The sequence below is a fragment of the Calothrix sp. NIES-2100 genome (assembly GCF_963875285.1).
Lineage (GTDB): Bacteria > Cyanobacteriota > Cyanobacteriia > Cyanobacteriales > Nostocaceae > Aulosira.
On sequence record NZ_CAWNLA010000001.1, the window covers coordinates 4,562,263 to 4,583,487 of the forward strand.

12 protein-coding genes are annotated in these 21,225 nt (G+C 40.0%); 4 read left to right on the forward strand and 8 right to left on the reverse strand.

Annotated elements, in window-relative coordinates; genetic code table 11:
* Positions 1-66 precede the first annotated feature (66 nt).
* Positions 67-7,377, forward strand: a complete 7,311-nt coding sequence (locus tag AACU32_RS18705) for a LamG-like jellyroll fold domain-containing protein (RefSeq protein WP_096602200.1) — start codon at positions 67-69, stop codon at positions 7,375-7,377.
* 226 nt (positions 7,378-7,603) lie between these two features.
* Here AACU32_RS18705 and AACU32_RS18710 read toward each other — a convergent pair whose 3' ends face one another.
* The 3 genes from AACU32_RS18710 to AACU32_RS18720 form a co-directional block, all read right to left on the reverse strand.
* Positions 7,604-9,016 (reverse strand): AAA-like domain-containing protein, encoded by a 1,413-nt coding sequence (locus tag AACU32_RS18710; RefSeq protein ID WP_096602202.1) that lies wholly within the window; start codon positions 9,014-9,016, stop codon positions 7,604-7,606.
* 66 nt (positions 9,017-9,082) lie between these two features.
* Positions 9,083-9,832 carry a MinD/ParA family ATP-binding protein gene (locus AACU32_RS18715; RefSeq protein WP_096602204.1) on the reverse strand — a complete coding sequence of 250 codons (750 nt, stop codon included), beginning with the start codon at positions 9,830-9,832 and terminating at the stop codon, positions 9,083-9,085.
* Between the two features lie 32 nt (positions 9,833-9,864).
* Positions 9,865-10,290, reverse strand: a complete 426-nt coding sequence (locus AACU32_RS18720; protein ID WP_096602206.1) for a hypothetical protein — start codon at positions 10,288-10,290, stop codon at positions 9,865-9,867.
* A 493-nt stretch (positions 10,291-10,783) separates the two neighbouring features.
* On the opposite strand from AACU32_RS18720, the gene AACU32_RS18725 reads away from it, so the two are divergent.
* Positions 10,784-11,737, forward strand: coding sequence for a restriction endonuclease (locus tag AACU32_RS18725; RefSeq protein WP_096602210.1), 954 nt, complete (start codon positions 10,784-10,786; stop codon positions 11,735-11,737).
* Positions 11,738-11,807: 70 nt separating this feature from the next.
* Here the strand turns inward: AACU32_RS18725 and AACU32_RS18730 are convergent, their stop codons facing one another.
* On the reverse strand, positions 11,808-12,704 hold the full coding sequence (locus tag AACU32_RS18730) for a pyridoxamine 5'-phosphate oxidase family protein (protein WP_096602211.1): 897 nt from the start codon (positions 12,702-12,704) through the stop codon (positions 11,808-11,810).
* 133 nt (positions 12,705-12,837) lie between these two features.
* Positions 12,838-13,434 (reverse strand): glutathione S-transferase family protein, encoded by a 597-nt coding sequence (locus tag AACU32_RS18735; RefSeq protein WP_096602213.1) that lies wholly within the window; start codon positions 13,432-13,434, stop codon positions 12,838-12,840.
* A 253-nt stretch (positions 13,435-13,687) separates the two neighbouring features.
* Here AACU32_RS18735 and AACU32_RS18740 point away from each other — a divergent pair, with 253 nt between their 5' ends.
* Positions 13,688-17,344 (forward strand): NB-ARC domain-containing protein, encoded by a 3,657-nt coding sequence (locus tag AACU32_RS18740; protein ID WP_096602215.1) that lies wholly within the window; start codon positions 13,688-13,690, stop codon positions 17,342-17,344.
* 4 nt (positions 17,345-17,348) lie between these two features.
* Here the strand turns inward: AACU32_RS18740 and AACU32_RS18745 are convergent, their stop codons facing one another.
* The 3 genes from AACU32_RS18745 to AACU32_RS18755 form a co-directional block, all read right to left on the reverse strand.
* Positions 17,349-17,567: a hypothetical protein gene (locus AACU32_RS18745; RefSeq protein WP_096602217.1), complete on the reverse strand. Its 219-nt coding sequence runs from the start codon at positions 17,565-17,567 to the stop codon at positions 17,349-17,351.
* Positions 17,568-17,595: 28 nt separating this feature from the next.
* The gene (locus tag AACU32_RS18750; RefSeq protein WP_096602219.1) at positions 17,596-17,772 is read right to left on the reverse strand and encodes a DUF4278 domain-containing protein; all 177 of its coding nucleotides are present in this window, start codon (positions 17,770-17,772) and stop codon (positions 17,596-17,598) included.
* 179 nt (positions 17,773-17,951) lie between these two features.
* Positions 17,952-18,596, reverse strand: a complete 645-nt coding sequence (locus AACU32_RS18755; RefSeq protein ID WP_096602221.1) for a Uma2 family endonuclease — start codon at positions 18,594-18,596, stop codon at positions 17,952-17,954.
* Between the two features lie 290 nt (positions 18,597-18,886).
* Between AACU32_RS18755 and AACU32_RS18760 the strand changes: the two genes are divergently transcribed.
* Complete coding sequence (locus tag AACU32_RS18760) at positions 18,887-21,130, forward strand: dynamin family protein (protein ID WP_096602223.1); 2,244 nt, start codon at positions 18,887-18,889, stop codon at positions 21,128-21,130.
* The last annotated feature ends 95 nt before the right edge of the window (positions 21,131-21,225 follow it).

The following is a 21,225-nucleotide window of genomic DNA, read 5'->3' on the forward strand; positions in this document are numbered from 1 at the left end:
AGTGTAAGTTCTTTAGATTTAACTTATCAAATAACCATGAACTGAACTAATAATTAGGAGAAAAATATGCAGCCTCAATGGGACAACTATTTACAGACATATACTAACAGAGCTTATCAGTACACAACTCTGGTAGAACATACAGGGGTATTGATATCCTTGGCGATGGATAGCGATCGCCGCATCTATTACACTGTTCTTGACCAACAAAATAGCCCCAATCCTATTGATGCTAGAAATTGGTCGCCGACACCAGAATTATTAACTTTCCCTAATGAAATAGCTGAAGTAGGCTTTGGGATTATTCCTAATAAAGTATTACCATCGGTAAAAACAAATGGTGAACCTGCTCTCAATCGTTCTGAAGTTGATGTATTCCGTTCATCTACAGCTAGATTAACAGCCGATGCACCATTTAAAGTCCTCAGTGATGGACAATATCTATATTTATTCCGTCAATCTGTTGATGAGAAAGATGCGAATAATATCACAGTCAAAGGTGCTGATAGTAAGGACATCCCGATTGTTAACAATACCTTGTTAGTTGATAGATTTATTCTTTCTGGTAACAAACTCAAAACCTCGCGTGAGGTGCGTTATCGTCGGAGTCGGAATAAAATTCTTAAAAGTAGTGCCAAAGATACTCTCGGTGCTACCGATATGAATAATCGACCATTTTATGAACCGACATTAGAGTTAAATTTTATCCGGAATTTAAATTATGGAAGATTTGCTGTAGTTCAAGTACCATCGGGTATTCCTGATATCAAACGCTGGCAAATATTTGTCCATAATCAAAAGACTAATCGCCTAGATGCCTATAATATTGAACGGTCTAGTGATGGATTATTTAACACTAAAGGTACAGAAAGTCCAGCAGCTTTTGAAAAACTAGGTTTTGCAGAAACTGCGTTACGGCTAGATGGTAATACTTATATTGAAGCTAAAAGCCAAATCATCAATAAAGATGAATTTAATATTTCTGCTTGGATTAAACCAGAAACCACAGGTGTAATTTACTCTGAAGGGATGCCCAATGCTATCTTTACTGTTAGTTTGGTAGCAACAGAAATATTAATTGATGGACAAACAATTCCTGGTTATGGGTTAGAAGTTACTGCTTATAACGATAATGCTAAGAAATCTCAAACCTTACGTTCTCTGCCCAATGTAATTAATATGGGGCAATGGAATCATATTAGTATTTCCTTAGTACGTCCTACAGAACCAAATTCACCTGCAAATTCAGGTTTAGTGAGAATTCAAGTTGGCGATAAAGTTGTCAATACTGGGGGAAGAGAAAATCAATATTTACTTTTACCTAAATATCCCATCAATTCAACCCAGAGAACTTACTTGCTAGTAGGACGAAATGTGAGTTCTTTGTATGGCGGAACACAACCTGCTTCTTCCTTGAGAGCAACTATCGATGAGTTATCTATTTGGGGACGGGAACGTTCAGAAATTGAAGTTGCAGAAACTCAAAATATCCGTAAAGCTGGAAATGAGCCAGGATTGATTACCTACTGGCAATTTGATGAAGGTAATGGTCAAATTGTTTACGACCAAACTGATAGTTTGAATAATGGCAGAATTGTCGGTAATTTGCAGTGGGTACAATCAGATGCACCTGTAGGCGATAATCCCGGAATTCGTCGTTGTAGTTTTAGCTTTGGTGATAGTCGTACTGTTGCGGGAAAAGGGATATCGGCGTTACTTTACTATCAACAAGAAGAATTACCAGCCGGTTATGAAAATAAGCCTGCACCGACCAAACAAAGTGCGCGGGTGATGGTGGCGGTAGCTACCGGAAAGGCTAATAACGATCAAAAGAAAGTCGCGGTTTTGGATTTTGCGGTGACTAAACGGGGTCGATTGTCACAAATTCCTGATGTAATTAATTTACCTCTAATTGATATCACAGCGAAAAACCCAAACATATATATAGAACGTATCAATCAACTAGAACAAATAGAAATTCCGAATACAACAAATGCGATCGCATCTTTGGAATCTGAGATTGATAATCAAATGAGAATCATTGCTACTCTTGAGCAAGATTTATCTCAGAAACAACAACTAAAAACAAATCTAGCGAATAATGGCGTAACGGTCTATTCTTTGCCTAGCTTTGAGGGTCAACAACAAAGATTGCAGGTAGGCGAACATCCCCGGTTATCGATACCAATCTTTTCAGTAGATTTAGATGCCGGAGCATATATCATTCTCTACGATGAACCTAACTTTGGTGGTTCTTCCCGCGTAGAGTACCAAGATGGTAGGAGATATGGTGGTACTTACTCTATATCTAGCTATCAAAGTGCTAAGGTACGTCTGACTGATAGTACTGTGAGTCAAATTGACCTCTACAATTCTCAAATTGACCAAATTCAGCAGAAAATCACTAAAATTCGCACAGAAACCATCCCTGATTTACAAAAGCAGTTAGACGTAGTTAGAGAAAGAGTGCAAACTTTACAAGCAGAACTACTCGATAAACGCAAACAACTGCAAGGAAAATTTGCTTTCCCTATGCGGTTAATTCATATCGATCCCAGTGGGTTGAATGTGGTAGGAGGATTGTTAGATTTTGCTTGGACAAACGATGCACCGCAATTGTTTGAAAGCGCCAATGGCATGGTGAATTTGTACTTCCGCGGCAATACTGACCAGTTCTTTACTGTGGCTTACGATACTAATGTTTCCCGCTCTAATATCTTGCTATCTAACAGCGTCAAATTGCAAGAGCGATCGCCTGGTTTGGGACGCAGTGAAATGAAGGTGATTGCAGCCGACGATACTAATTTAGATGGGACAACGGTAAATATTGCCGATAGTCTAGATGCCAATGTCTGCAAACTAACTTTAACTAACAGTTCCCTACAAATTACCGAGATTTGGGATCGAGTTCCCCGTAATAGTGGCAGTTTTGCTAAGGTGTTGAGTGGACAAGCACGAGAAGCAGTATACCTCGGTCGTTTAGTCGAATCGGTAACGGGTACTGTGGATATCATTACCCTGGCTGAACCTGCAACACAACGCTACGAAGTAGGTGCAGTTTTGGTAATTGGTGCGGGGACTATTTCTTTACGAAAAGCGATCGCACCTGGCGATAAAACAATAGCAGTGGACTCAATTACCCTAGATGCAACTATACCTGCGGGAACAAGCATCAATTTAATCGAATACGATTATCACCGTTACAGCAGTTTCAGTAATCAAGGCACTGCCCTCAACTCTCCCTATAATCTCAAATATGGTTCAATTCTCGTAGAAGTTGCAGGTTTGACCAACGCTAACAACGTCGAGAACATCGCTACTCGTCCTCTGACTGGGGTATCTCAACCCAATGCTTGGGTGACAGCAGCCCCCGGAAATGCGTTGAAAATTGAGAGTGGTCATCTCACAGGTGATGCTAACAGGATGGCAAATCAGGGAGATATCAGCCTAGAAGCTTGGATTCGTCCCGAAAGGAGAGACATCAATCATGCTTGGATTGTCTCAGAAAATTCTCCCACATCGAATTATTGTTTGGGCATTCAAAACCAAGATGTTAACTCTGGTCTGCAATTTAATGGTACTAATGACTACATTGAAGCTGGTAATATCAACCTGCTCAATCAGTCCTTTACCATTGAATTCTGGGCAAAACGGGAAGCTGCTAGTGTCACCGCCAATACCTTTTTCTCAGCGATTCTCTCCCAAGGGGTAGACAGAACCAATGAACAATTACACATCGGTTTTCGCCAAAACCATCGTTTCAGCTTTGGTTTTTACCGCAATGATTTAAACACGGAGCAAGACCTAGCTGATGACGATCAATGGCATCATTACGCCTGTACCTTCGATATCCAGACTCGTCAAAGAATAATTTACCGTGATGGCGTAGAGGTTGCCAAAGATATTGCCCCTACGACTTATCAAGGTAAAGGTAGATTATTAATTGGGGTGATGAATAACCCTGGTAAAACCTTCTTCTTGCAAGGCGGAATAGATGAAATCCGCATTTGGCGAGGTGTACGCAGTGCTGGGGAAATTAATATCTATAAAGATTGTCGGTTAAATGGCAACGAAGCGGGATTACTTGCCTACTACTACTTTGAGAATCGCAATGTGAGCGATCGCACTGGCAATGAGGCTAATCATGGCACAATTATTGGCAATCCCCAACAAATAAAATCTCCTCTCAAAGCCTACAATGTAATTGCCGGAGTGAGAAACCGCTACCTCCGCACCAGTCAAATCCTGTGGACAAATTCTTGGGAACATATCGCCGCCACCTACTTGGAAGCTTACGCTTTAAATTTTAACGGTGTTGATAATTACCTCGATTGTGGTAATCAAGTAGCCTTGGGTGTAGAAAATCAATTGAGTATTGAACTCACCCTGAGTTTAAGTAGTCTCGATAGAGATATTTATCCCATATTGCAAAAAGGCAGATTGGGGAGAAATCAGCCAGAATTGACCGCATGGATGGCTTTGAAGCGAGATTCTGGTAGTAACTACAGCCTTTATTTTGCCTATGAAAATAGTAATTCTGAACAACGAATAGTTTATAGCCCTGTAAATTCCATTAGTCTCAATACTGCTATCAAAATTGCCGTCACCGCCATCAAAATAGATAACGGTTACAGCATCAGATTGTATTGGAATGGTACTTTACTCAATCCCAACGCGCCGGTTTTGTCTGGTGTACCCGTAACTAATCTCCAATCCTTAGAACTAAGTAAGTGTTTTGGTATACCGACAGACACACCTCTAGGCAAAAGGATTGTTGGTAGTTCCCCTAACTACTTGCGGGGTACAATTAGCGAGTTGCGCGTGTGGAATCGTGCTCTAACCGCCAATGAAGTTCAACAAGGGACAAGCGATCGCTCTAAACTAGCAGGTGAATGGTTCATAAACGAAGGTATCGGTAACACCACCACCAACACCATCGATAACAGCGAAGCGCGGATTCTTGGTGCTAGCTGGGTTGTAGACCCCAACCCCACAGCCTCCAAACTAGAACTTTACCTCAACGGTATCCCTGCCCAAACTAATCCGATTAGCGAGCCAAACCTCACCCTCAACGAATTCAACTTGGGTAAAGACTACTTTGGCGAGATGGACGAAATCCGCATTTGGAAACAGTCCCGCACCCCAGAACAAATCCTCGACAACCTCTTTGGTCAAATCAAAGGAGAAAGAGAAAACCTCATCGCCTACTACGAATTTGAATCAGATCCCGTCAACCCCGCAGCCCAAGAACCGCAAGTTACCCGCGTCAATGACAGCAGTTTGCGTGGTAATCATCTCACACCATCTGCTAATAGTACTCTCAAACAAACCCTGTCCCAAGCACCCATAGGCGATGAAATTGCCCTCGTGCGGAATGCTTTGGGTAGTATTGCCAACCGCTTCCACGGTAAAATAACTAGCCGTCCTGGTATTGGCGAATATGCAGACATCCAAACAGGCAATAATGGCGAAATCACCGGAGTTCACAAACGCTGCTACAGTTTCATCGACAATGGGCAATGGTATTTGCTCACAGGCTACAAAGTCGGTAACTTAATTACAGAATGGGTCAGCCAAGTTCAATTTGCACCACAAATCAAAGGTTACATTGAAGGTGCGCCCCCCGTTCCTTCCGAAAACCTCACCGCCGGCCCTATCGATGATTCAGTACGCGACTATGTAGATAGTACTACTGTAGAATTTGTCGAAGCTAATAGCGTTTCTTACACCCTAGCTGCTAGTAGAGACAGTAGTTTCAATTCCTCCTTTGAAGCATCCTTATCTGGAGAAGTTAGTCAGCATATTGATTCTGTAACTGCTCCTTTGGGTTTTGGAATTATCACCAGGGATATTCTTGCAGCCAGCGTTAAACTTGGTGCTTCAGCCAAATTAGACACCGAGTTGAAATGGTCGAGTAACCAGCAACAAAGTAACCAAACCAATGTCAGCAAAATGACATCTGTGGGTTTGGGTGGCGCTTGGGAAGACCCAGATATCAACAAACGCCTTAACAAAACGATGCCTCGTCGTTATCAACCATCAAACTTAGGCTTTGCTCTAGTGGAATCGGAAACTGCCGATATGTATGCCATCCGCTTGGCACATAACCGCGCCCTAGTATCTTTCAGGATGATTCCTAATCCGAATATTCCCAAAGATACCAATATTATTCCTTTCCCTATCAAACCTGATTACACCAAACAAGGCACACTAGATGGTGCTGTCGGTTATGATCAAAACGGCAAAGTTTTAGATCCAGATTATAGAGGTTTGACAGGCTACCGCGAACAAAGTTACTTCAAACCCAGCGAAGCTTACACCCTACGCCAACGCATCCAGTCCGAAGAAACCCGCTTACGTACCTACTACGAAGACTTTCGCACCACACCCCCTGGTGCAGCTGGTATTGGAGTTGGAGCAGACAATGGCACAATTGCAGGTTTAGCTGCCGGTGGGCCGACTGGGTTGGCGGTTGGGATAGCCATCACTGGTTTAGTTGATGCTTTGACTAACAACAATAATTTGCCAGAGCAATACAGTAAGCGTAACTTAGTCAACAGCTATATCTGGACAGCAGACGGTGGACTCTACGCTGAATCGACAGAAACAACCGATGTCCAACAAGAAAGTACCAGTGGTGCTTATAGTTTTACAGGTAATGGTAGTATAAATGCTTCCGGTTCTTTTGCAATAGGTAGTGTCACTTTAGATTTGGAGGCAAAAGCATCTTTTGGTGGCAGTTTAAACCTCACCAAATCCAAAACTAAAGAAGCCAGTCAATCCTTCAAAATTGAAGTCAAAAACAATACCCAAGCTGACTTACAGAGATTTCAAATGGATGACAGAGGTAACTTGATGCGAGACGAAGTTGGTCGTCCCATCCGGGTGTATGATGCCAACGGCAATCCTTTGGACACTCCTGGTAAAGTCAACGCCTACCGCTTCTTAAGCTTTTACCTTACTCCCAATACGGAAAACTACGACACCTTCTTTAACACCGTTGTTGACCGCAAGTGGTTAGAAGAGAGTAATTCCCCCAATGCGATCGCACTGCGTCAAGCACAACAACCCCAAGGCGGCCCCGCTTGCTGGCGCATTTTCCACCGCGTCACCTTTGTCAGCCGTATCCTTCCAGAGTTCCCCGACCCCACAGCCCCACCACTAGATCGGGCAATTCAGAATACTGACTTGAGCAGCAGTTACGAATTAATCAAATTAGTTGAGCCATTTGTCCGTAATGCTACGGCTAAAGCTGCCCAATTCGATGCTGCTGTCAGGAACGCTGTCCGTGTTTATTTGCCAGAGTTATCTGAGGGTTTGACTCAAGAGGTGGTGTTAACGTTAGCTAATTACTTCGGTGTGGAGGGAGTGAATTAGTTTACACTCTAAATCATACGTAAAATGTAGGATGCGTGAGGCTTTTTGTCTCACGCATTTTTTAGTCTACGCTGCTCAATGTTGAGTTATTCTTTGCTGTGAGCGCTCGCCTAATAAAAATACAATAGATTTCTCGGATAAAATCAGAGAGCGATCGCGCTATTTCTTGCTTTTGCTAAAATCAAGCTCAAAGACATAATGCCAAAGGACTTAGGTTGATGGCAACTTATTTATGCGTAGCGTTTGATTGCAAGGCTTCTTCAAAATATTGTCGATATAACTCACAACTGGATATCACCTGATTTCCTTGCAGCTTAACTAACCCCATGCTGTGCAACTTAAATGCTAAAATCTGTTCCAATTCTACAGGATTTGAGGAATGGATTACTTCTTCATACGCTGCTGCTAATTGCGGATGTTCTTGTAAGCTTCTCAAATGGCGATGCAAGTGATTACTATAAATACCTGCATCTTTAGCTGCGGTTTGGATTAACTGCTTTAAAGTCAAATCTTGCTGCGCTAGATGATATAAAGCCTGTTGTATTAAATATGGATGTCCATCCACAAGCTGCATCAATTGTGCCAATTCAGCTTCAGATAAATTAATTCGATAAAGTTGGGCTAAATTGAATACTTGTTGGTAAGTAAATGTTTGCAACTCAATTGCTAAACCTACATTGAATGGGGACTTATTAATATCTAGAGGAATATATACTTCTGTGGAATGAACAATAACCAAACGGAAATTTTGCCACAGAGGATTACCGCTATCTCCATAAGCTGCTTCTTCATACCAGGAACGTAATAGTGTAAAGAAATCATCGGCAATCTCTGGGTGTAAAAATACTTCCTCAACCTGATCCAAACCTAAGACTAAAACACCATTTATATCTGGCAACAAACAGTCTTCAAAATAAGCTGTACAGTTACTCTTACTACCAAAAGTTTCACTCCAATAATCCTCAACTTTATGAGGTAACTGAAGCTTACGAGTAATCGAAGTACAAAACCAACGCAAGAATTTATCTAAGTCATTAAAAATACAACGTTCTGCTCGCTGCAAGCTTAAAGCTACAGTACGTACTTCCGCAGGATTTTGTTGTTTAGCATGAGCTAAAATTCTTACCATTAAAGAAGTCTTACCCATTTGACTAGGTGCTTTAATGCGAATTAATGCCCCCGACCTAGTAATTTCTTCATAACAGCGAGATTCTACCGGAGGACGTTCTACATACAAAGTAGAATCCAATGGTATCAGTCCAACAGGTGACTCTATTTCTGGAGATTGAGAATTTAATACTGAGGATTGCAGACTAGGAAATGAAGAAAATTCTTCAACTTTAAATTTTTCAGATGTTCTTTGTGCGAGAACAGCCATCAAATTTGTTTTACTGACTTTTTCGCCTAAGCTAGATGAAAGTATCTGCCATAATTTTGGCCCCACATCATGCTTGATATACTCTGGAGCATAGTCACATTCTGCTGCTATTTGGTCATACTTCTGACCTTGTAAAGCTCCCCGCAATACAGCTACTTCAATATTTTTTAAATGTCTCTTATGTTTAGCAAATACGGATTCATCTGCTACTTTTAAAGCAGTTTCAAATGTTATTGCTTGTTCTTGAACATTTTCAGTCATTGTCTTACGGTTACTTGATGAATTTATCTAAATATTTTTCCGATTTTAGTGTTTAATTTTTAAAATTTAACTTATTTTCTCTGTTAAATTTTGCAAGTTTTGAGTAAAAGAATGGTCAGGATATTGCAAACAGAATAATCCACTACTACCAAGTTGTGCCATGTCTTCTGAAAGCGGAAATATACCTGCGACTGGAACATTATAAGTTTTCTCTATTTTTTGCTGTAGCGAAGAAAAGTCCATGCGACTTGGAGTTTTATTAACTATCATCATCATATTGCTAACTTGCAATTGACGAGAAATATTAATAGTAACTGCTGTGCCTTGAAAGTCTTGGCGATCCGGACGCAGAATCACAATTAATAAGTCAGAAATAGCTATAGATAGTAAAGTTTCTCGGCTTAAGCCAGGATGGGTATCAATAAATAAGTAGTCTAACTCTAACTCTTGAATTAATCTTTTAAATCCACTATTAAGTAAGCTAACGTTGTATCCTTCAGTGATAATTTTGGCAATCTCATCAGCATTGATACTAGAAGGTATTAGGAAAATCTTACCTGGAGAAATTGCTATAAAAGAAGTAACATCATAGGCGGTATCAGCAATGGAACTACCATTCCATAAATAGTCATTCAATGTTTTATATGCAATTGTTTCATCAATCCCAAATAGAGCATGAATACCAGGAGATTGCAGGTCAGTATCTACAATAGCAACTCGTTTGTCTTGTAGTGCCATTGTTACTGCTAAATTTGCTGTTATGTTAGATTTACCAGTTCCGCCCCGGAATGAGTGAATTGCAATAATTTTAGACATAGCATAACTAATTCTTAATTCATAATTCGTAATTAATGTATTTTGGTATGGCTAAGGGATTCAATTTCTATTTGCAATTTTTGAAAGTAATCAGTTTGAGTAATTTCTGCTATTTGATGCGCGAGTTTGTTTAAATCAACCTCGATTTGTATCTCTGAAACAGGGATTTTTATCGCCTCTTCCTGCTGTTTTAATAGATTTTCTAATTCAGCTTTCTGCTGCTTGACAATTGCCAATTCCTGTTGCAAAGCCGCAACTTCGGCTTTTAAACTCTCTTGAGTATGTTGCGAGTCATACTTAGCCTTGTGTTTTACCTGAGCCTTCCTTAACTGATTTCGGGTGAGTTTGGCAGGAAAAGACATGAGAATATTGTTATGCGCTGCATTCTTGAAAGCAGCGAAGTTAATAATTTTGCTGGGGGCTGCTTCGATACCGATATCAAGAGGATTTTGCGGCATAGTTATTAACGCTTGTGTTGGCAGTGTGCGGATCTTTATCTTTCTAGGATTACGCGATCGCTCCACATAATAAAAGATCAGTTCTGTAGCGCAGCAGCCCTTGAAAAACTGACCTTGACAAAGAATACATTTTGTAATTCTGGAAAGAATGCGGCAGTGACCGTTAGAAGTATTATGCGAGATCGTGCGATCGCCTCAGCGATGAAATTGAAAGCAATAGCGGATTTGGTTCCGGTCAAGTCCTGGTCGAATTGCATGGCGTGACTGGCTTCACCAGCAACAATATTGGACTGAATTTAGAAGCTAGTAATACGGGGCAGTTCTTGTTTGCTTAGAAATAATTTTGGATTTAATGGATGAACTTAGAAGCTTCCTTGTTAAGCCTTAAGTTGTGTTTTACACATACTACTACTACATTCATAATACAGAATTCATGGTATACTAAGTACCGCAAATTTTATCTTTTAAATTTAATTTATAATAAATTTATTATATGCAATCTATTGATGCAACAAAAATAACTCTTAATGAATGGTTAGACTTATTGCTGAATACACATAAAAAGATAAAGTTTATAGATGATTGCTTTCCTACTGATAAACACGCTCAAGAATATCTTGTAAATATTCATACAAGAAGCCAGGATGAAGTATATAAATTACTCAACAAATTATTGATTAGATCGAGTTCTTTTAGATACGACGATTTAAATTTAATGCAGCTTCTTAATTTTCCCAGATATCAAGCTAATCCAAGTGAATGGTTGGCAAAAAATCCTTATTACATGAGGCTAGTTATGTATTTTCAGGACAATAATAATCCTCCCCCTTGGGAAGGTAACACATGGATTTTAGAACTATTACCACACTACCCTAAAAAAGCAATAGATGTTCTTGACAATTATCTTTTAGCTCACTGTTTACTGTTACCTGACAGGCGAATATGGGGATTGACTGATGCTATGAGTATAATTCGTGCAAAGTTTATAGGTATACCTGGTAGTAATGCAGAAAAAATTAAATTTATCATAGAACTAGAATTTAGACAATTTGAGCATTTAATCGAAAGGCTTTATCATCAAATGGAATATGATACGGTATTAACACCTGGAACTAGAGACGGTGGTCTTGATGTAATTGCAACCAAAGAATTGCCTGGACAAAAACATAAAATAGCAGTCGAATGCAAGCTATACAACCATCCTGTTGGTTTAGATATTGTACGTAATATTCGTGGTGTAGTAGAATACGGAGGTTATAACAAAGGAGTATTGTTTACAACTCACCGTTTTACTCCTCAAGCAGAAGAACTAGCAAACAAAGATCATCTAATTGAGCTTGTTTCAGGAGAAAAGTTAATTATTCTTCTTAATGAATATTTTGGCACAGAATGGTATCTAAGAATAGACAAAATAATTCTTGAAAGTCAGCGCGAACATAAAGTATAGTTTTTATTTAGAGAATCATCAAGGTGTAAAATTGAAATTATAAATACTATTGATATAAAGAATTGCCCTCTTATCCAGGGTTAAAAGGAGAATATTCTCCAAAGCACCAACGCAGAGAACAAGCATTTCTACTTTCCAACACCTGCTCAATATCAAACTCGACTAAACGTTGCGCCCCAGCAAACTCATTTAATCTTTCGACATCCCAAATTACCTTTGCTTTTCCAGACAATTGTAATGTGTGACCTTGTGCAAAATCGATGAATAATAAACCTGCTCCTGCATTCACAATCAAGTTACCGAAGGTCTGAAACATATTATTACCAGAATAATCAGGAAACACTAATTTGTGGCTGTTCAAAACTCGCACAAATCCCGGAAAGCCTCCCCGGTGGGAAGCATCAGCCCCACTTTCTGGATGATAACTGGCGATGAAAAATGTGTCAGATTGGGCTATCCAAAGTTGATTTGTCTCACTCAAAGCATCTCTAATAAAAGCTTCAGGTTTTGCTAATGAATCAGTCACAGCTTTTTCTATGTGACGTACCTGGATGTATTTAGGACAGTTAAAAAATGCTTGTTGAATTTGTACTTTTATCTTCTCTTGATTTACATCTGATTTGCCATTTAAACGTAAACGCCTGCGGTTTGCTAAATCAATTACTAATAGGCCAATATTATTGTTATTTTGTAAATTTTGGTGTATGGGATCGATATGTATGAGGGTTACATTAATCTGTAAGTTCTGTTCATCCAATACTTGTACAAAACCAGGTTGTCCTGTTAATAAAGATGCCCAGACTTTACCGTTTACATCCACTGTACTTGCAACTGCTAATTGTTGCGTGCGAAGGAATTCTTGAGCAGATGGCTTGATTGTGCTGCTGATGACGTGACACAGACGTTGCGCCTCGTCTCTCACCCCCGCCTGGGTTTGGACTGTAATTTCTCCATCATGAAAAGACATTGTATTAATTCGTAATTTATAATCAATGAATTTAGACAATTTGATAAAGATGTATGAAAAAGTAAAAATAGATATTGAATTCATCTTTATTTTTACTTTTAACTTCGAGTGAAGTGACAGAAATTTTCAAGTTTTAAATTCCTGGCATTCCAATGTAACCAGGTAGTTGTTTTATCCGCTCAATCCATGCAACCACATTTAGATAGGTGTCGAGAGATATTTTGCCATCTGGAGCTAGCGCAATGTAGGGGAAACAGGCGACATCTGCAATTGTCGGACGGTTGAGTTCTAGCCATTGGCGATCGCTCAAATGTTCGTCGAATACTTTCAGGACTTCAGCTGCTTTTTCTGTGGCTAGTTCCACATCTAGAGGAATTTGAAACAGATGATAAAGCCTAGCAAATTCTGGCCCCTGACGAATGTAGTTAGCTGCGGTGAACAACCATTGCATAACTTTGCTCATGGACTGGGCATCAGTTGGCAACCAATTTTCATTCCCATAACGCTGCGCCAAATAAATCAAAATTGCATGAGAATCTCGCACCACAATTTCCCCATCCACAAGTATAGGAAGTTGACCAAATGGATTGAGTTTGATGAATTGTGGAGATTTGTGTTCTTTGGTTGCAAAATCAAGCAATATCTGTTCGTACTCAACACCTAGTAGCGACAGCATCAATCGCACTTTGTGGCAATTTCCGGAAAGTTCAAAATGATACAGCTTCATCATGATATTTCTTTCATGCGTAAATAGTTTAATTTCACTATCTCAATTTTCTGTATCTGTAGAGAAATGATATTGTACAATTTCTATACATTTATTAAATATTCGTCATATAATCCGAACTTTCCAAGATCAGTTTTGGGTTGATTGCGATCGCCATAACTGATCTTGGCGATCGCAAAATTTTATGCTATTGCAATAAGTGTTGTAGTTCTGCAAATATATCTATGAAGGGGTATCGCAGGACGCACTTAAAATTGTGGCTACTCTCAAAGCTTCTCCACAGGGACTTGCAAGGATAAAACAAGCTAGAAGTGAAAAGGGTTGGTCTGTTGATGATTTTCGATGGATAGAGTTAGCTAGTGAAGTTTTAGGTGTCTGTTGGCAAGAAAAAGGCGTTCTTGCTGTTGGCATATCAGAAGGTACTTGGAAACGTTTCTTAGCTGGAAAGCAAGCGATTAATGCTGAGGCGTTTAAAGCCTATTGTCAAGTGCTTGGGTTGAATTGGCAAGAGGTGGTTGAGAGAAAGGATGAAGGCAAAAGGATGAAGGATGAAGTAAATGATTTTCATACTTCATCCTTGACACTTCATCCTTCCCAAGATTGGGGTGAAGCACCGGATGTATCGATTTTTTATGGTCGAAGTGAAGAACTGGAAACTGTTAAGCGATGGGTGATGCAGGAAAATTGTCGCTTAATAACGCTGCTGGGAATGGGTGGGATTGGTAAAACGACGCTTTCTGTGAAGCTGGCGCAGGAAATTATTGGGAGTAGAGAAGAAAATTATGCGGGAAATTTATTATCTCTGTTTGCGTCTTCTTCCCATTCCCCAGTCCAGTACATAATTTGGCGTAGCCTCCGCAACGCGCCACCGGTGGAAGATATTTTGGCTCAATTGATTCAATTTTTTTCTGAACAGCAACAAACAAATTTACCAAGTGAGTTACAGCATAGAATTTCGCTGTTACTCACATATTTACGTTCGTCGCGATGTTTGATGATTCTGGATAATGCTGAATCAATTTTACAAGCAGGCGATCGCACTGGTCGTTATCGTCCTGGATGTGAAGGTTACGGACAACTTCTGCAATGTGTAGCTGAAACTTCTCACCAAAGTTGTCTAATTCTCACTTCACGGGAAAAACCCCAAGGACTCGCCAAGTATGAAGGCGATAGTTTACCCGTGCGTTCTTTGCAACTTACAGGTTTACTAGAAACAGCAGGGCGGGAATTATTTAACGTTAAAGGTAAATTTACTGCCTCCCCAGACCAATGGCAAGTTTTAATTTCCCGCTATGGCGGTAATCCTCTAGCTCTGAAGATTGTAGCGTCTTCTATCCGAGACTTTTTTGACGGTGATGTTTCCCAATTTTTGGCAATTTCCCAGCAAGGTACATTTATTTTTGATGATATTCGCGACTTGCTTGACCAACAATTCCATCGTCTCACAGCTTTGGAACGAGAGATTATGTACTGGTTAGCCATCAACCGCGAACCTATCTCTCTAGCAGAGTTACAAGCAGATTTTGTGGCTTATATCCCACCCCGTGAATTATTAGAGTCTTTGAGTTCATTACAAAGGCGTTCTGTAATTGAAAAAAGTGCTGGTGGCTTTACTCAGCAACCTGTAGTCATGGAGTATGTCAGCAATCAATTAATTGAGCAAGTATGTCAGGAAATTAGGGTATGGGATATGGAAAAGCATACTCCCTTATTTACAAGTCATGCATTAATTAAAGCGCAAGCTAAAGATTATCTGCGGGAGAGTCAAATTAATTTGATTCTTCAGCCTCTAATTGATCAATTAATTACAGAACTTGGCAGTCGAGAAAACATAGCTAATTATTTGCAGCAAATTCTCGCGCAGCTACGTGGTAAATCACCCCAAGAAACTGGCTATGTTGGTGGAAATGCACTGAATTTGCTACATCAAGCCCAAATTGACCTCATTGGCTATGATTTTTCCGGTTTAACTGTATGGCAAGCTTATCTTCAGGGTGTAAACTTGCATGATGTAAATTTTACTGGCTCAGATTTATCGCGCTGTGTTTTTACGGAAACACTAGGTAATATTTTATCTGCTGCTTTTAATCCAAATGGTCAACTTTTAGCCACCTGCGATACCGATTGTCATGTCCGTGTATGGGAAGTGAAAACAGGTAAATTATTGCTGATTTGTCAAGGACACATCAATTGGGTGCGCTTTGTACTGTTTAGCCCAGATGGTGAACTCTTGGCGAGTTGCGGTGCTGACCAGAATATTAAACTCTGGAATGTCCGGGATGGGGTTTGTATAAAAACGTTAACAGGGCATGAGCATGAAGTATTTTCTGTAGCATTTCATCCAGAAGGTAAGATTTTAGCCAGTGCAAGCGGCGATCGCACTGTTAAAATTTGGAATATCCACGATGGTACTTGCTTGCAAACACTGACAGGACATACAGATTGGGTACGTTGCGTTGCTTTCAGTCCTGATGGTGAAACTTTAGTTAGTAGCGGTGCTGACCACACAATTAAACTGTGGGATGTGCATCAAGGTAAATGCTTGAGAACTTTGCAAGCACATACAGGGTGGGTGCGTTCGGTGGCGTTTAGTGCAGATGGACAAACCCTAGCTAGTGCCAGTGGCGATCGCACAATTAAAATTTGGAATTATCATACAGGTGAGTGTCTGAAAACCTACACCGGACACACTAACAGCGTCTACTCCATTGCCTATAGTCCTGATAGTAAAATTTTAGTCAGTGGTAGTGGCGATCGCACTGTCAAAATTTGGGATTGTCAAACCCATACTTGCATCAAAACTCTACATGGACATACTAATGAAGTTTGTTCCGTCGCCTTCAGCCCAGATGGTCACACACTCGTATGTGTCAGTTTAGACCAAAGCGTTAGGCTGTGGGATTATTTGACTGGTCAATGCTTAAAGACTTGGTACGGTAATACAGATTGGGCATTACCTGTAGCTTTTAGTCTTTATGGGCGAATTTTAGCCAGTGGTAGTAATGACAAAACAGTTAAGCTGTGGGATTGGCAAACTGGCAATTGCATTAGAAGCTTAGAAGGACATACAGACTTTATTTATGGAATTGCTTTTAATCCAGATGGACAAATTTTGGCAAGTGCAAGTACAGATTCTTCAGTAAGATTGTGGAATATTAGCACAGGTCAATGTTTCCAAATTCTACTGGGACATACAGATTGGCTATATACCGTTGCTTTTCATCCCCAAGGTAAAATCCTCGCCACTGGTAGCGCCGACTGTACAGCCAAGCTATGGGATATTAGCACAGGTCAATGTCTCAAAACCTTGAGCGAACATACCGATAAAATCATGGGAATTGCTTGGAGTCCAGATGGGCAAATTTTAGCTACCGCCAGTGCTGACCAATCGGTAAAATTGTGGGATTACAGCACAGGTAGTTGCATTAGCACATTACAAGGACACAACAGCCGCGTATATTCAGCCATATTTAGTCCCGATGGCAAAATCATCGCTACTTGCAGCACTGACCAAACAGTGAAACTATGGAATGTTAACACTGGTAAATGCCTCAAAACACTGACTGGACATACAAACTGGGTATTTGCTGTTGCCTTTAGTCATGATGGTAATACCATTGCTAGTGCATCCCATGACCAAACTGTGAGAATTTGGAATCTCAACACAGCAGAATGTCATCATGTCTGCGTTGGGCATACACATTTAGTATCTTCCGTAGCTTTTAGTCCAGATGGGGAAGTCGTAGCCAGTGGTTCTCAAGACCAAACTGTAAGGATTTGGGATGTAAAAACGGGCAAATGTATCAAGATTTTGCGGGCGAAACGGCTTTATGAGGGGATGAATATTACTGGCGTGAAAGGGTTAACAGATGCGACGATTTTAACGCTGCAATCTTTGGGTGCTGTAGTTTAGAAGTTTAGGAAGTTTTTTCTGGAATATTTAAAAGCCACAACTTTTCTAACTTAGTAATTCGGCGGCGGAGAATTTGCGCTTGACACTTGCGATACCCAGTAATTGCTAAAAGTACAATTAGCGGTAAAGAAATGATTAAATATCCTGTTAGCGGATTGATTGCAATATCATTTTGTTTTCTGGGATAAACTTGAGCTTGAATAGCTAATTGTAAATGCATCATTATTCAAAACCTACATTTTTTTCATTGACTACTGAATATAGGTAACACCGCGATATTTAAACTGAGATTTGCATTGATTTGTAATCGTTATAGGTTTGACAACCTTGTAACTAACACCACGATACTTTGCAGTTGTAAAATCTTGCTGCTTAGGTAATTTGGTGCTGATTGGTTCGTAACAAAAACCGCGATAAGACAGTAGCATAAGTTAATCTCTGTGAATGACTAGCGTTTACTGATATCACAATAAGATTTACCTTTATTTAGGTCGATATATAAAAGTTATGCAGTTTTTGAGCCAAAAGATACTTAACTTTTCACTAACTTTCAGTTCCGCAAAAAGGTTTGGATCAAGCTACCAATAGTAAATTCCTTCTTTGGCAATCAGCGACTCATGGCAAAAATCTGTTCAGCCGTTAAGGAAATGTTGGGAAACAATCTCGAATCAATTCGATTATTTCCTTGAAACACCTTTGGGGGTAAATACTCACCATCTTCAAGTTGGTAAATTGTAACCGTTGGCTGTTTGGGAGAGCCAATGAAGCGAATACCACCAAAAGCCGCATAGTCTACAATGATGTACTCTAAAACGCCTAAATCCTCTCTTCGAGACGCTACGCGAACATATTCAGCAAGTTTTGTTAGGTAGTCGTCCTTCCAATTGTTACTAACAACCTCAATGATTCCCGGTGGTGGAATATATGCAGCCGCAGAACTAGAGAGAGTTTTCATCCGCAGCCATTCTTCCCTAGCAAATATGACAATATCAGCTTTTCGGCTTTTTTCTTTTTCTGGTGGTGCTGTTTTGAGCCGCACCTGCTTTGACTGGCGCGACACATACGGCAGGTTATTTTCTTGACAGTAATTTTCAAGGTAGGCACACAGCCTCTGGATTAAATCTTCGTGATTGGCATTTGGTTCTGATAATGGCACAGGAATCCCATCCAATAACTCAAAATCTCTACCTGAACCATCGTCCCAGGCAAGAAATTCTTCAAAAGTCAGTGGTTGTGTAACGGCTGCGTACATCGCACTCGCTCCATTGCTGACAGGTACTTAACTCAATGCTACCAAGATGTACAGCTTTGCCTACCATAATTATCAGGTTGTAGGGTATGGGTAATGCGATCGCTAGTCTGTGAATGTAATTATGCTAAAGGTTTAATTATATTGTGTGAGTGTAACAAAGGTATTATATTTGCTAATTGGTGCTTATCCTAAACTTTTCTAAAATGGGGTGGGTAATTTCTACTCGCCATAAAATAAATTATTTTATACAACTGAATAAGTAATTTTTACTAAAAAGATTAGAACCACAGATGAATATTGATTTGCGGGCATATCGTCAGAAGGCAGGCATGGGTCAAGAACAGCTTGCTAATATCCTGGGCATCTCTCACGAAGAAGTTTGTCTTTATGAACAGGCTCCTGAAACAGTTCCAATGGGGCTTTTAATAAAATGGCTGCAAATATTTGGGGTTGACATTGTCACTGCTATGTCAGCACCGATTCCACCACTTAAAGCGATTGATCCAGGGACTCCATATACTGAACTTTATCGCAGGCTGAACTTACTGAATCAGTACATTGATGCGGCTTCTCCTGTAGACACCTTGAATCTGCCAACACAACCAGCTACTCCGAATGATCTCAAAAAACGACTAAAGCTTTACAAGCAAAAGCCTAATGTGGTCTTAACTGGAGGCTTTGACGCAGGCAAATCACATATGGCAAACGCTCTTTTGGGTAGCAAAAATTTGCCAGTTGGTTATCAGCCTGCAACACGAGTAATTACATTTATTCGTCACATCGAAGACCGTCCTGAATGGTGCAAAGATGATGTTTTGATTGTTGATGAGGACTTTTGGCTCAAAGATGAGAAAGGTAAGCAAATCATTGACTTACAACGCTTGGATGAGCAGGAAGCTTACAAAAATTGCTGTATCCAAGCTGGAAGTTTAGACATTTTGCAAAAATATGGGGTACATGGCAATAATGATGAGATCCCTGCCCATGCAGCCGTAGTTTATCTAGATTCTCCCCTACTACGAGCCTGCAATTTAATTGATCTTCCAGGCTACTCCGATCAGCCTGATGAAGTGTCCAAGGATGTTGAGAAGGCTACTAGCGCGGCACAAATAGCCGATGTCTTGCTGTATGCTTCACTAGCTAAGGGTCATATTAAAGGTGAAGACATGATCCGCTTAGGTAGCTTACTACGTTCACTTCCTAACCCAGAAACTGAATGCAGTAATTTTCCGACGCTGGGGAATCTTTTCATTGTAGCGACCCATGCTGATCCCAGTATCTCTGACGAAGAGTTGAAAGGAATATCAGAGAAAGCTGCAAAAAGATTATACAACAACCTAAGCGAAACGGTTTTAGAGCGTCGGAGAGTACAAATAAATCGCGCTATTACTGAAGCAGATTTACGACAAAGACTTTTCACATTTTGGTCAGAAAGGCCCGATAGATGTCAGCATCTATTTGATGAATTGACCAAAATATTGGGTGAATCTCTCCCTGAAGCACGTATGCATCGTATTGACAGAGAAATGAAAGCAGTAAAGGAGGATAACACAAAAAAGTACCTTAGTTTGATTGAGGGATACGAAACAACTCTTACTAATATAGAAGTAAAAAATGCACAGCGATCGCAATTAGAAGCACTTGAAGCAAATGAATCTAGTCGTCAACAAGAAACTAAGGAGAAACGCGAAAAAGTTTATCAACGTATTCAAGATTTAAAACAAGATACGAGAACTTCATTTCAAAACTATGCACAGCAACTACTTACTGTAGAGTCTGTAGAAAGCATTATCCGCAACAAATATGACGAAAAGAAAGAAGCAAAGGAGTTTCTTGCTGGTTATCTAGTTGAGAAACTTCAAAATGAAATTGAACAAATCATAAAAGTAAATTCTGATAAATTCAGACATGAAATTGAAGATTTCTTGAAGTCATATGAAGTAAAGCTTCCGAATTTAAATGTATGTATAAACATACCTTTTGATTTTCTAGGTGCTTTTTTAGGTGGACTTGCAGGTCTAGGTAGTATCGGAGCCTTATCTGCTTGGGCAGCAGCACTGGGAAATCTTGGTGGTTACATCTTAGTTGCTAAATTGGTCAGCTTTTTATCAGCACTCGGTATTAGTTTTGGTTTTACAGGTGGGACTGCTGGAGTTATTGCTGCTGTTGCGGCTATTGGTGGCCCTATTGTGCTTTTTATAGGTTTATCTGCTGCAATTGCTTTTGGAGTATGGGGTTTATTTGGTGACTCTTGGCAAAAGCGTTTAGCAAAGCAAACAGTTAAATATTTTGAGGAACAACATATATGCCAAAAGTTTTTAAAAGGAATTGATGAATATTGGCAAGATACTGTTAATAGTTTTGAGAAGGGTGCTGATGCAGTAGAAGTTGACTGGAGCAACAAATATCTTCCACATCTTAGGGATATTACTTCTGCCACCCCTGAATCTAAAGAACACATTGAGGAGATTGTCAAGAAACTTCAGCAACTTACAGATTTCTTCGCTGAAATTCCTTGGTTGAATATTAATTGACAATGTTGAATATTAATTTGCAATTATGATACTTTTACCGTACCAATGCTATGCCTAAGATGGTCTACATCTACGCACTTCATTACAGCCCATTA

Coding starts and splice junctions, on each gene's coding strand:
- AACU32_RS18705 (WP_096602200.1), top strand. CDS start 67: ATGCAGCCTCAATGGGACAACTATTTACAGACATATACTAACAGAGCT.
- AACU32_RS18710 (WP_096602202.1), bottom strand. CDS start 9,016: ATGACTGAAAATGTTCAAGAACAAGCAATAACATTTGAAACTGCTTTA.
- AACU32_RS18715 (WP_096602204.1), bottom strand. CDS start 9,832: ATGTCTAAAATTATTGCAATTCACTCATTCCGGGGCGGAACTGGTAAA.
- AACU32_RS18720 (WP_096602206.1), bottom strand. CDS start 10,290: ATGCCGCAAAATCCTCTTGATATCGGTATCGAAGCAGCCCCCAGCAAA.
- AACU32_RS18725 (WP_096602210.1), top strand. CDS start 10,784: ATGCAATCTATTGATGCAACAAAAATAACTCTTAATGAATGGTTAGAC.
- AACU32_RS18730 (WP_096602211.1), bottom strand. CDS start 12,704: ATGTCTTTTCATGATGGAGAAATTACAGTCCAAACCCAGGCGGGGGTG.
- AACU32_RS18735 (WP_096602213.1), bottom strand. CDS start 13,434: ATGATGAAGCTGTATCATTTTGAACTTTCCGGAAATTGCCACAAAGTG.
- AACU32_RS18745 (WP_096602217.1), bottom strand. CDS start 17,567: ATGATGCATTTACAATTAGCTATTCAAGCTCAAGTTTATCCCAGAAAA.
- AACU32_RS18750 (WP_096602219.1), bottom strand. CDS start 17,772: ATGCTACTGTCTTATCGCGGTTTTTGTTACGAACCAATCAGCACCAAA.
- AACU32_RS18755 (WP_096602221.1), bottom strand. CDS start 18,596: ATGTACGCAGCCGTTACACAACCACTGACTTTTGAAGAATTTCTTGCC.
- AACU32_RS18760 (WP_096602223.1), top strand. CDS start 18,887: ATGAATATTGATTTGCGGGCATATCGTCAGAAGGCAGGCATGGGTCAA.